The 13,278-nt window shown below is 41.4% G+C and carries 10 protein-coding genes; all 10 read left to right on the forward strand.

Features of this window, described 5'->3' with window-relative positions; genetic code table 11:
* The first annotated feature begins 256 nt into the window (after positions 1-256).
* Positions 257-1,012, forward strand: coding sequence for a heterocyst development glycosyltransferase HepC (gene hepC, locus CYLST_RS22290; RefSeq protein WP_015209999.1), 756 nt, complete (start codon positions 257-259; stop codon positions 1,010-1,012).
* Between the two features lie 303 nt (positions 1,013-1,315).
* Entirely contained in the window at positions 1,316-3,166 is a 1,851-nt protein-coding gene (gene hepA / locus CYLST_RS22295) for a heterocyst formation ABC transporter subunit HepA (RefSeq protein WP_015210000.1), read from the forward strand.
* Positions 3,167-3,295: 129 nt separating this feature from the next.
* Positions 3,296-4,771 (forward strand): glycosyltransferase, encoded by a 1,476-nt coding sequence (locus tag CYLST_RS22300; protein WP_157162628.1) that lies wholly within the window; start codon positions 3,296-3,298, stop codon positions 4,769-4,771.
* Between the two features lie 5 nt (positions 4,772-4,776).
* Complete coding sequence (locus CYLST_RS22305) at positions 4,777-5,946, forward strand: glycosyltransferase family 4 protein (RefSeq protein ID WP_015210002.1); 1,170 nt, start codon at positions 4,777-4,779, stop codon at positions 5,944-5,946.
* A gap of 160 nt (positions 5,947-6,106) precedes the next feature.
* The gene (locus CYLST_RS22310) at positions 6,107-7,240 is read left to right on the forward strand and encodes a glycosyltransferase family 4 protein (RefSeq protein ID WP_015210003.1); all 1,134 of its coding nucleotides are present in this window, start codon (positions 6,107-6,109) and stop codon (positions 7,238-7,240) included.
* 47 nt (positions 7,241-7,287) lie between these two features.
* A complete protein-coding gene (locus CYLST_RS22315; protein WP_015210004.1) occupies positions 7,288-8,487 on the forward strand; it encodes a glycosyltransferase in 1,200 nt (399 codons plus the stop codon).
* The gene (locus CYLST_RS22320) at positions 8,484-9,488 is read left to right on the forward strand and encodes a glycosyltransferase family 2 protein (protein ID WP_015210005.1); all 1,005 of its coding nucleotides are present in this window, start codon (positions 8,484-8,486) and stop codon (positions 9,486-9,488) included. The genes CYLST_RS22315 and CYLST_RS22320 overlap by 4 nt, the downstream gene beginning before the upstream one ends.
* Before the next feature lie 80 nt (positions 9,489-9,568).
* Entirely contained in the window at positions 9,569-10,771 is a 1,203-nt protein-coding gene (locus tag CYLST_RS22325) for a glycosyltransferase family 4 protein (RefSeq protein ID WP_015210006.1), read from the forward strand.
* Positions 10,689-11,624 (forward strand): glycosyltransferase family 2 protein, encoded by a 936-nt coding sequence (locus CYLST_RS22330; RefSeq protein ID WP_015210007.1) that lies wholly within the window; start codon positions 10,689-10,691, stop codon positions 11,622-11,624. The genes CYLST_RS22325 and CYLST_RS22330 overlap by 83 nt, the downstream gene beginning before the upstream one ends.
* A gap of 92 nt (positions 11,625-11,716) precedes the next feature.
* The gene (locus CYLST_RS22335; RefSeq protein WP_015210008.1) at positions 11,717-13,150 is read left to right on the forward strand and encodes a hypothetical protein; all 1,434 of its coding nucleotides are present in this window, start codon (positions 11,717-11,719) and stop codon (positions 13,148-13,150) included.
* The last annotated feature ends 128 nt before the right edge of the window (positions 13,151-13,278 follow it).

The raw sequence follows: 13,278 nt of genomic DNA on the forward strand, positions 1-13,278 counted from the left end.
GAATACCAAGTGTCCTAGCTAGCTCCCCAGTTATGTTAGTTGCTGCCTGCTTACTTAGTATTGTTGTTTTCTGTAGATATTGTACTTGCGGAATTTCACAAGATATGGATTTGTCTGGAAAGCAAGTTGTAAGCGCATATTTTCACAGTCAGTTATCTCCAGCGTTTGAGAGCAACAACACTCAGATCGGAATCTTTGGCATTCATCGCCTGGGATATCAGGTCAGCAATCTACTACTGTATAAATTCACAGACATATGACAACGTCAATAATTCCCAGTTTAGAGAATAACTACACTGTGCCCCAGCACTACCAAGATCATTGCTCCCCATACTGCACACTTCAATGGCGACGGGGTCAGCTGTTGGTAAAGCATCCCAGGCAAGTGAAACAGCCATATCTGCCTTTACTGGATAGAGAGCAATCGTTAGTAGAGTGCTTAAAACATTCCCCAGTCAATTTAGTGAGTATCGATCCAAAGCTGGGTGAGGCTTTACTGCGGTTTTGGGCAGATGCATGTGAGCAAGCTAATAAGCCAATATTTCTCAGCATACCCTCTGGCAATAAATTGCCGAGAAAAGATAGCCGACTTTTGAGGTGGTTTCAGGGGCGAATTGACTGGATTGCTGCCTTAGTTTTGCTGCTAGTAGTAAGTCCAGTAATGCTGGCATTGATTTTGCTGATGCGGATGTACTCACCAGGGTTGCTTTTTTCCCGTGAGTGGCATGTTGGAGAGCGAGGTAAGCTCTTTCGAGCGATCAAGTTTCGCACAACTGTGATACAAGACATGACACCTCTAGGGCATTGGCTATGTAAGTATGGTTTAGAAAATCTGCCCCAATTATGGAATGTGATCCGGGGTGAGATGAGTTTAATGGGAAGTCGTTCTTGGACTTTAGAAGATGCTGTGCGGTTAAGTTCAGAAAGACAACGAGCACTCAATCAACTACCAGGAATTACAGCTTCATGGGAGGTAGAGGAACAGTCTAACATCTTGCAATTAGATAGCTAAAGATTGTGCTTAATTTCTGGCTTATTGGGTTGGTATCGCACAGTAATTATCATATTTACTGGTATAGTAATATCTGAAAATTGTCTTGATTACAGCCACATAGCTATACTAGAGCCAGCAATTTATCTACACAAATTCACGCCCAGCAAAGTTATTTTCTCTCTCCTCAATCCTGCAAAAATGACTTTGGAAAAAAGTGCGGTAATTATTGAATTTATTTACCGCACTCTATCTGGATAAAAATATTTGCCTAGCGTCTCTAATGGTCTATTTGCCTTGACAAATTATTTTTGGAAAATGTTCATGCATCGGAAATTTTATCGAGCAATCAGCAATCTGTTCAAGGCTACTAAATTTTGGCAGGAAAACTATTTGATTTTGCGAGAATTTAAACACTTTCGCCAGATTGCCATACTTGCCTTAATCTTTTCATTTTTGGCGGCTACATTTGAAGGTGTTAGTCTTGGTTTCTTGCTATCGTTTTTGCAGAGCTTAACTAGCCCCAATGCTGAACCAATTCATATAGGAATAGACTGGTTCGATAACTTGATATTGGGCGTTAATACTTCAGCAGTTAGCCGCCTATATCGGGTATCTGGGCTGATATTGTTAAGTACTTTGATGCGTGCAACCTTCAATTACTTTGGACAAGTCTACACCGAATTATCTCAACTACATCTTGGCGCTCGCTTACGTAAGCAAATTTTTGAACAGTTGCAATCTTTATCGCTGAGTTACTTTGCTAAAACTCGTTCTGGTGAACTGATAAACACAATTACTACAGAAATTGAGAGGATAAGACAAGGTTTTAGTGGAGGGGCATTTTTATTTACCAGAGGGTTGACAGCTACTGTCTACTTAATCACAATGTTTTTGCTATCATGGCAAATGACGCTAATTTCTGTATTTTTATTTACACTTTTAGGCGTCGGATTGTCAAATTTAAATGCCAGAGTGAGAGAAACTAGTTTTGGCATGTCAGTTGCTAATGGTAATTTTACATCAACAGCCATAGAATTTATTAATGGTATTCGTACAGTTCATGCCTGTGGTACTCAAGAATTGGAGCGTCAGCGTTACTATAAAGCTAGCGATCAAGTAGTCAGTACTTCAACTAAAGTTGTTTTAACCTGGACACTTGTGAGGCCAATTGCTGAAGCTGTAGCTACTACAGTACTGGTCGGGATGATTATTTTAGCCTTCACTAACTTTGTGGTGAACGGTACGCTACAAGTTGCTTCTTTACTCACTTTTTTCTTTGTACTTTTCCGCCTTGTACCATTTGTTCAAGATATTAATGGCACAAGAGCATTTATCAGTACTCTCCAAGGTTCAGCAGACAATATTAAAAACTTGTTGACAACTAAGGATAAAACTTATTTTCAAAATGGGCCAATTGAGTTTCAGGGTTTACAAAGGTCAATCGATTTAGTATCTGTAGATTTTAGCTATAGTGCTAATCAGCCAGTGCTAAATAATATTACGCTTACCATTGAACGGGGAAAAATGACAGCATTAGTCGGAGCTTCTGGTGCTGGTAAAACAACACTTGCCGATTTAATTCCTCGATTTTATGATGCTACAGATGGCTATATTTTCATTGATGAAGTTGATGTGCGGCACTTTGAAATCAACTCTCTACGGCGCAAGATAGCTGTGGTTAGCCAGGATACATTTATTTTCAATACTTCTGTTGAAAAGAATATTGCTTACGGTGCATCAGAGGTAACTGAAGCGGAAATTCATGAAGCTGCTCAACTGGCGAATGCACTGGAATTTATTTTGGAAATGCCTGAAGGTTTTGATACACAGTTGGGAGATAGGGGTGTGCGGTTATCTGGAGGACAAAGGCAGCGAATTGCAATTGCGCGGGCTTTGCTGCGGAACCCAGAAATTTTGATTTTGGATGAAGCTACCAGCGCTTTAGATTCTGTGTCCGAGCGGTTAATTCAGGAATCATTAGAAAAGCTGTCTATTGGTCGAACAGTAATTACAATTGCTCACCGTCTCTCGACTATTGCGAAAGCAGATAAGGTTGTGGTATTAGAACAGGGACGGATAGTTGAGCAGGGTAAATACCAAGAACTACTTGAGCTTAAAGGTAAGCTTTGGAAATATCACCAAATGCAGTACGAAAGCACTCAATCAGAGTAAATAAATTTCTAAATTATGACAGCTATAAGCATAGATATCATGAATGATAATCTATTTAGTTGGTTACTCATATCTGGTTGAATGTTTGAGAAATTAATCAAGGAACTTAATTTTTTAACCCAGTTATTTATGGCTGATTTGATCAATCGTTTAGAATGGTTGCCCTTACAACCTGCTAATTATGAGCAGATTTCTTCATCTACATTAAATGTTGAGGCTAAATCGCCCTATCAGCCAATACTTTTTTGTATAGCCCATGACTTCACTCCCTTAAAAACACCAATTGCTATTCGAGCTAATAAGCTGTTAAGACAATTTGGGAAAACTTGGCGAATAAATATATTAACTGGGACAAAGGATGCTTATTTACCTGAAGAAGCAACGATTCATTATGTGAAAAGTTGGTGTCCCAAACTGATAATTGAATGGATTGGTAAGCTGAGGCTGGAGAAGTTATTAACCTTATTAATTTGGCCAGATGCGGAAATTTTTTGGATTTTACCTGCATTACTAAAAGGTTATCAGCAAATTAAGCAACAGAAGGCTGATGCTATTTTTGTATTTATGATGCCCTATTCAGCCGGTTTAGTGGGAGTGGTGCTGAAGTGGCTGACAGGTTTGCCTTTAGTGCTGAGTTTGGATGATTCACTTAGTTGCACTGATATGCATTCAACTTCTACTACTTGGCTGCATTATTATCTCGAACGCTGGCTAGAAAATTTTTATGTGCGTCAAGCTGATGCAGTAGTTTACGTTTCTCAATTCAATCTGAATTTGGTAAAAAAACGCCAACCTGAAAAGCAACAATCAAAGTTTCATTTGATTCGTTGTGGTGCTGATCCGCTGGATTTTTCTAGTCCCATTATTCCCTCTGGTGCGTCTGCTAGGCGAACAAATAGTAACACATCTTTCGAGATTGTATATACTGGTGGCATGAACGGCTGGTATGAATTTTATCATCATCCTGAAGAACGGAAGTTGCCGAAAAGACTGTACAAAGCTTGGATGGAATTAGGCTACTATAAACGGGCAAGAATTGACTGCCGGAGTTCTAGTCCAGTTTTTGTAGGTAAAGCAGTACAGCAAGTGCTAGCTCAAAATCCTGACTGGGAGAAAAAAATTCAGCTTGCAGTCTACGGTAACAGCTTTCCAGAATTTGTAGTCCAAAAGGTTTTAGAAACCCAAAATCTTACAGATGTTGTTTCTGTTTCGGGTGCTTTGCCCCATTTTCAAGCGATTCAACTGGCAAGACAAGCTGACCTTTTATTTATAACTTTGCCTAATCGTCCTGATGGCACTCCAGGTGGGCGTATTTCATGTAAAACCTATGAATATCTGATGACAGATCGACCGATTTTGGCAGCAGTACCTAAAGGAGAAAACTGGGATTATTTGCAGGATAAACCGGGAGTTTGGTTGGTTGAACCCACGGATGTAGAAGTTATGAGTCAGGTAATCTTTTATGTAGCTGCTGCTGCTTTTTCTGGTTCTCCGCTGAGGTTTGGTCGCACAGAGATTCAACAAGAACTTAGCTATATCAACTTGGTTCAAGATTATTTAAAAATCTTTGACGCAGTTTGCTTAAAATCCACTATTGCTCATTGAAATTTATGAAAATTACGCTCACTTGCAATACAGGTTTGGGGACAGGAGGGCAGGGAGTTTGCTTGGCGAATGCAGCAGCAGGTTTAAGTACAATTGCAGATTTAACTGTATTTTGTGGTGGTTTGGAAAAACCGCAAGCTGATTTTCCAGTTCATCCTGTGGGACATTCTCGTTGGAGCAGACGATTACTTTCTACCCCTTTGTTACGTCGTCGCAATGATTGGGCTGTGTTACTCAGTGATTTATATTTTGATCAACAGGTGAGCAAAAGATTAAAATCTCAACCCTGTGATTTAATTATGGGGGTAGCAGGTCAAACTAATTTGGGATTTAAGGCAGCTAAAGCCAAAGGTGCAAGGGCTTGGCTATATTGCCTAAATAATTATCTTCCCTTTATGCAAGAACAAATTCAGCAAGAGATGAGGATGCTTTCTGAAGCTACTGTGGCTAGTATGAATCCGATGATGCTGCAACGGTTTTTAGGGGAGTGTAAGCAAGCTGATTTAATTATTGTGCTTTCGGAAGTGGCAAAACAAACTTTTGTGCAAGCTGGATTTGCACCAGAAGAAATTGCGGTGCTGACACCTTTTGTAGATACGGTCAGATTTCATCCTGTTCCGAAACTTGATCAGGTTTTTCGGGTGCTTTATGTGGGGACAATTGAACCTCGTAAAGGGGTACCATATTTGATTAATGCTTTTGCTAACGCAAATATTCCTAACTCGGAACTGTTAATAGTTGGTGGCACTTCAACCCGCGCTTTGCGAATATTAATGGAAAATGCCTTAAGTAAACATGCCAATATTAAGCAGGAGTTTTGGGATTTCAGTTGTGCCGACCCTACGGCAGTTTTCGGCAAATGCTCGGTTTTAGTTTTACCTTCTGTAGAAGACGGCTTTGGCTTGGTGGCGTTAGAAGCGATGGCTTGTGGACTGCCTGTAATTGTGACTTCTCAATCTGGGGCGGCTGATGTTGTTTCTCAGGGAGTTAATGGTTTTATTGTTCCTCCTAGAGATGTGGAAAGTCTGGGGAATAAACTCATATTTTTAGCTGAGAATGAAACTACTAGAACAGAGATGGGTCAGGCTGCCAGAATCACGGCTGAACAACAAACTCAAGAACTTTACCAGCAAAATTTACGCCAAATATTTAGAAGCCAAGAACTACTTAACTAATCTGTATATACCAATTTTATTTGACGAAAATGAAAAAGGAAAGGCAGGCAGTTTTGTCAGAGATCAGCAGAGGGTTATAGGTGACAGTCCAGGCGTATGGTAGTTTTTCAAAAAACCGAAATCCTATATATAGTAACCGTCAGAAATAAGGGTGTTAAATATGAATTTTACGTTGGTTGAACAAGAAATGATTTTTCACTGCTCTGCTGCTGATATCAGGGGGGGTGGTGGTATTGAAACTTATGTGGCTTCTTTGGTAAATTCGCAAATTTATGGGGTGAGTCAATGTACTATTAATTCCTTGAGAAATCTGGAACAAAGCCAGTTCAAATTGCTGCACATTCATGATCCAGATATGCTGGTAGACTTGCGGGAAGAATGTCCAGCGGTATTTACGCTACACAATCACTCTAGCTACTGTCCCAGCGGTACGAAATTTTTAGCAGATCGTGGCAGACAATGCGATCGCAATATGCACCCCCTAGGATGCGCTTGGGGGCATGTAGTAGACGGCTGTGGGAGTCGTCGACCGCAAAATATGCTTCAAAACTGGGGGAATGCTAACAATTCCCTAGATGCATTGAAAAAACTGACCATTCCAGTGATTGCTAATAGTGATTATGTGCGATCGCAAATTATTCGCGGTGGCCTATCACCAGACAGGGTGGTGACTCTGCGCTGTGGTGTGCAATCACCCCAAAATCCCACTGAACCTCTGAGCCGGGAAATTCACCAAAATCAGCGGATTTTATTTGCTGGGCGGATTGTGGCTTATAAAGGCATTGAATGGCTATTAAAAGCTATGGCAAAAACTGATGAGCGTATCCATCTTGACATTGCTGGTGATGGTTGGGGTAAGCCAAGCATGGAAAAATTAGCCCAGAAGATGGGATTAAGCGATCGCATTACTTGGCATGGTTGGTGTAATAGTGACAAATTAGCAACACTTTATCAACAATGCTTGGCTGTAGTTTTTCCTAGTCTTTGGCCTGAACCTGCGGGTCTTGTAACCTTAGAGGCTTATGCCCGCTATCGCCCTGTAATTGCTAGTGCTGTTGGCGGTATTCCGGAACATTTGCAAGATGGCGTCACAGGCATCCTTGTACCACCAAATCATATTTCTCAGCTAGCTGCTGCCATCAACGAACTAGCAGCCAACTATCAAAAAAGTCGACTGATGGGTGAAAAAGGTCAGGCTTGGTTCCAGGAAGAATTTACGATTGATGTTCACGCTAAACGACTAGAAAAGATTTACACCAAAACCATTACTGACTTTCATTTAAAAACTTATTAGACAATACTTAATTTATTGTAAATAGACAATACACAAACAAAAAACTCATGCATAATAGTTTTGGCAAATTCCCCGAAAAAATATATTTCTATTGTGATCCTAGAGAAAAAGTTGCAGCGGGAGATAAATTCCAGCATTTGTTAATTTGTTTAGCAGAAGGTTTTCAAGAACTGGGAATTCTCTTCTTTTCAAATGTTAACTATTGGCAAAATTCACTAGAAACAAATAGTTTTCTCTTTCGGCACGATCCAGAAATTACACCTGATGATTGTTCGATTGTGGTGTTAACCAATAATTGGTATCACGCAGACATTCCTCTACCAGAAAAATTATTTCATCCCCAGCGTAAATATATAACTGTTTACTTAGATGGAGAGGATGATGATAAAACTTATAGTAAAAAATCCGAATTCAGCCAATTTGATTTGATCTTGAGAAATCATTTTAACTCGAAACTAAATTATGGACATAATTTTTATCCCTGGGCTTTTGGACTGAGTAACCGGATACTGCAAGAACTTAAAGAAGTACCAAATTTTTCGGAAAGAAAAAACCGAATTCTCATTAATTTCCGACATTGGAAGTCAGGTCATCCAGTCAGAAATATCAGTTGTAGTGAATTCATCCCCCGGATTAAAAATATTCTACCCATCGACACCTCTGTCGATAGTCCTGATAACCACCCAGTAGAAGGTTACGATTATCTACAATGGGTGCAAACCGGTGGACGTCACTATCCAACTTACTATCAACGCCTCCAAGATTCAGTTGCATGCACTTGCTTTGGGGGATTTTTTATACCTTCTTATCCTCAGAATCCAGGAGATTTAATTAATCGTACTCTCAAGCATTTTTTCACCAAATTGAGATTAAAGACCAACACAATTGTGCAGTGGGATAGTTGGCGATTTTGGGAGTCTTTAGCGGCAGGATGTGCTACTTTTCATGTAGATTTCGAGAAATATGGTATTGCTTTGCCTGTGATGCCAGAGAATTGGCGGCATTATATTGGCATCGATTTAGACAATATACAAGCAACAATAGACAGAATAGTTGATCAGCCAGAAATTCTCGAAAGCATTGCTACAGAAGGCAGGCTGTGGGCACTAAAGCATTATAGTCCTGGATCTACAGCATTACGTTTTTTGGAGACAATTTACCGGAATGAAACAATAGATAAAAGTAGACTTTTACAGGAGCATCCTTTGACATCTCCTGCTTTAGCAAATAGAAAAATTATTCAATGATTCAACTTATGTCTATAGATACTAAATTACAAGAACCTCTGGTCAGTGTGATTATTCCCACTTATAATCGACCAGAATACCTCAAACAAGCAATTGCTAGCGCCCTTCTACAGACTTATCAAAACATTGAAATTATTGTTTCTGATAATTGTAGTTCTGAAAACCCCCAAGCTATTATTGAATCTTTTGGTGATTCCCGCATTCGATTTTGGCGACAACAGTACAACGTGGGCATGATTGCTAATCAACTATCAGCCTTTAAGATGGCGCGAGGCAAATATGTTGCTAGTCTCCATGATGATGATATGTGGAATCAGGATTTTTTGTCTAAGCTTGTGCCGCCTCTAGAAGCAAATTCCCAGTTAATTCTGGCTTTTTGCGACCAATATATTATCGATGCCCAGGGCAAAATTAAGGAAGTTGGTACTGAAGAAAATACACGCAATTATAAGCGAGATAAACTAGCAGCGGGGATTCATCAACCTTTTACCAAAATTGGGTTGGTTGATAAAAGTATAGCTACTGCTGCTGCTTGTGTAATTCGCAATCATATTATTGATTGGGATAGCATTCCTTTAGAAAGCGGCGGTATGTGGGATTTATATTTAACTTACATCTGCTGTATATCTGGTTTTGGTGCTTACTATTATCCTGAAAGACTGACGCGTTATCGTTGTCATGAACAATCTGATACTATGCTCAGTGGTAGTCGAGATGTGCAGGCAAAAATTAGCAAAGCTAAAACCGAAATGTTTTGTTATCAAGTCTTGATGTTAGACGATAGTCTACAGGAATTTAAACAACACTTTCAACAACAATGGTTAGCAGCTAATACCACTTTTGCCATTGGTTTGTTGCGGACTAAAGAGACAGTAGCAGCGCGTCCTTATCTTTGGCGGGCGTTGAGCAAACAAAGATTTAATTTCCGAACTATAGCCGCACTTATTCTTAGTTTTATTCCGCGTTTTTTAGCAAATCCATTGCTAGGAACTGCGAAATAAGGTAATTGGGAATTGGTAATTGGTAATTGGGAATTGGTAATTGGTAATTGGTAATTGGGAATTGGTAAGGGAGGTGGTGTGTGAAACTTTGCATTGTTACCCATAAGGTTAGAAAAGGCGATGGACAAGGCCGGGTAAACTATGAGGTTGCTAAGGAAGCAATTCGGCGTGGTCATCACTTGACATTATTAGCCAGTGAAGTAGCACCAGAACTAGAAGAAAGTAGCAACGTTAACTGGGTGGAAATTCCCGTTAAAGGATATCCCACAGAATTTATCCGGAATTTTCTATTTGCGAGAAAAAGTGCAGATTGGTTGCGGCAAAATCGCGATCGCCTAGATTTAGTCAAAACCAACGGAGCAATTACAGCAGCAGGTGCTGATGTGAATGCAGTGCATTTTGTCCACAGTTCGTGGTGGCGATCGCCTGTACATATATCTCGCAACCGCCGGGATGCTTACGGCCTATACCAGTGGCTGTTTACTGCTGCAAATGCCCGTTGGGAAAAACAAGCTTTCCAAAAAGCGAAAGTTGTCGTCGCCGTATCAGAAAAAGTAGCCCAGGAATTAGTCAGCATCGGTGTACCCCGTTCGACAATTCGCGTAATTGTGAATGGTGTTGACTTACAAGAATTTGCTCCTGGTGAGGCTGGGCGGCAAAAATTAGGTTTACCCGAAAATGTCACTTTGGCACTGTTTGCTGGAGACATCCGCACACCCAGGAAAAACTTAGATACTGTGCTGCAAGCCTTGGTAAAAGTTCCCAATTTACATTTGGCGGTGGTAGGAAGTACGCAAGGAAGCCCCTTTCCCCAGCTAGCAGCGCAACTAGGCTTAACTGAACGGGTGCATTTTATGGGATATCGCCGTGATATTGCCGATATTATGCGGGCGGTTGATTTATTTGTCTTTCCTTCCCGTTACGAAGCTTGTACTCTCGTATTGTTAGAAGCACTTTCTTCCGGACTACCCGTGATTACAGCCACCGCGACGGGAGGTGCAGAGTTGGTGACACCAGAATGTGGCATCGTTTTGCCCGACTCAGACGACATTGCAGCATTGGCCTCCGCGTTGTTGTCTTTGGTAAATGAACCTTCAAGAATGCAGCGGATGGGTGCAGCAGCTCGTACTGTGGCTGAACAACATAGCTGGATAACTATGGCGCAAACATATCTGGATCTATTTGAGGAGTTAATTCAGAATGAGGAATACAGTTCTCATCCCAACCTATCGCCGTCCGCTAGATTTATCACGCTGCCTTTTAGCGCTACAAAAGCAAACTAAACCGGTTTCACAAGCGATCGCCATTGTCCGCGACACAGACACAGAAACTTGGCAATTCCTCTCCCAATTCACGAACCACAACCTACCCTTGCAAATTGTCACAGTCACACAGTCAGGGGTAGTAGCAGCTCTCAACGCCGGACTGGCATCTGTCGAGGGAGATATTATTTCCATTACTGATGATGATGCTGCACCCCATCCTGATTGGTTAGAGAAAATTACCGCTCACTTTACCGCAGATAGTTGCATTGGCGCTGTTGGCGGGCGTGATTGGATACACCACGACAGCAAACTAGAAGACGACTCCCGCCCAGTAGTTGGTCGGTTACAGTGGTTTGGGCGTGTAATTGGCAATCATCACTTGGGTGTTGGTGTCCCCCGTGAAGTCGATGTTCTCAAAGGTGTGAACATGAGTTTTCGCCAAAAAGCTATTGAAACATTACGCTTTGATCAGCGAATGCGCGGTACAGGGGCCCAGGTACACTTTGAAATGGCATTCACCCTCACCCTAAAACGGGCTGGTTGGAAGATTATTTATGATCCTAGCGTTGCCGTAGATCACTATCCAGCACAACGTTTTGATGAAGATCAGCGCCAAAACTTTAATGAAATTGCCTTAATTAATTTAGTTCATAATGAAACCCTAGTTTTACTAGAGCATTTGCCCCCTATCCGTCGGGTTGTCTTTTTGATCTGGGCATTATTAGTAGGCACTAGAGATAGTTTAGGCTTAATACAATGGCTGAGATTTTTCCCCAGTCAAAAACAACTTGTGGGCAAAAAGCTGCTAGCGTCTTGGCGTGGGCGTTGGCAAGGATGGCAGACATATCAGGAACTGGGGACTGGGGATTAGGGACTGGGGATTAGGCAATAGGAAAAACTCTTACCAATTACCATTACCCATTACCCATTACCCATTACCCATTACCCATTACCTAATACAAAGTGATTTCCAAACAGATACTTTTCAATAGTTATTTAAAAGAAAACTTTTCCCCCAAAGAGCGATCGCCACAAGCTTGGACGGTAATTCTGGGCTTCGCCTTATTGACAACAGTTTGCTATTTTGCCGGTGCTGCTGCCATGATGCGCCTAGTGTTTCCGGTAACATGTTTGGTGGTAGCCTTATTTTTATACTTGCGGCATCCCATTCTCTACATCGGTTTTACCTGGTGGATTTGGTTTCTCACACCCTTAATTGCTCGCTTAGTTGACTATCGAGTTGGTTGGGACCCCACCCGGCAAATCCTTATAGCACCCTATCTAGTGGTGCTTGTCACCATAATAACTTTCTTCCGACATCTTCCTGGCGCTTATCGCCAAGGCGGCTTACCTTTTATTTTGGGTTTTGTCGGCGTGTTCTATGGTTTTCTCGTAGGACTGATTCATAACTCACCGATTCCTGTAGCAAGGGGTCTGCTAGACTGGCTCAGTCCAATTATCTTCGGTTTTCACCTATTTATGAACTGGCGAGATTATCCCAGTTATCGCCAGCATATTCAGCGCGTATTTCTCTGGGGTGTGTTAATCATTGGAGCTTACGGTATCTATCAATTTGTGGTGGCGCCAGAGTGGGACAGGTACTGGCTGATTGAATCAAAACTGTATAGCAGTTCGGGAGATCCTGTTCCTTTTGGCATGCGTGTGTGGAGTACACTGCACTCAGTTGGACCATTTGGTGCGGTGATGCAAACTGGTTTGCTGCTGTTATTTACCAGTTCAGGAAAATTAATTTTTCCTGCCTCGGCCGTTGGTTACTTATCATTTTTGTTGGCGCAAGTCCGTACTAACTGGGGAGGCTGGTTATTAGGGATAATTATGATTATGGGTTCAGCTAAAGCCAGGGTACAAATGCGCTTAATTACCATAATCTTGGTGATGGCAATGTGTGTTGTGCCATTGGTAACTATCGAGCCAATTTCTAAGGTTGTTACTGCTCGATTAGAAAGTTTTTCCAATCTGCAAGAAGATACCAGTTTTAGAGATAGATCGGGAAGCTATGACAGAAACCTTGGGTTAGCCCTCTCTAGTGGTTTGGGTAATGGGTTAGGAAATACCTGGAAGGTGAATGAAAAAACAGGTCAAATAGAAGTTTTTGTCATTGACAGCGGTATTTTAGATACGTTTTTCACCCTGGGCTGGTTTGGTGCCATTCCTTATATGGGTGCGCTCATTTTGATGATTTTCAGCGTTACCAATTATGCTGAATCTCGCTTTGATAGTTTTATGAGTGCTGCCCGCGCCATTGCCATCAGTTCTTGTGCACAGCTAATTATCAGTAGCGGGATGCTGAGTGTTTCAGGCATGATTCTTTGGGGATTTTTTGCTATGGCTATGGCAGCACATAAGTACTACCAACATCAAGGAATCAAGGTTTAGGCGGAGAGAATTTCAGGTCTATGTTTCATTCACCTGAAATTTGTTCTCGCGCTACCCTCTTTGTCACTTCCAAAAACTCGCGCAAAATTACAGATGAATCATCGCGCCGCCAAACCATAGCTAGTTGC

This window comes from Cylindrospermum stagnale PCC 7417 (genome assembly GCF_000317535.1).
Taxonomy (GTDB): Bacteria; Cyanobacteriota; Cyanobacteriia; order Cyanobacteriales; family Nostocaceae; genus Cylindrospermum; species Cylindrospermum stagnale.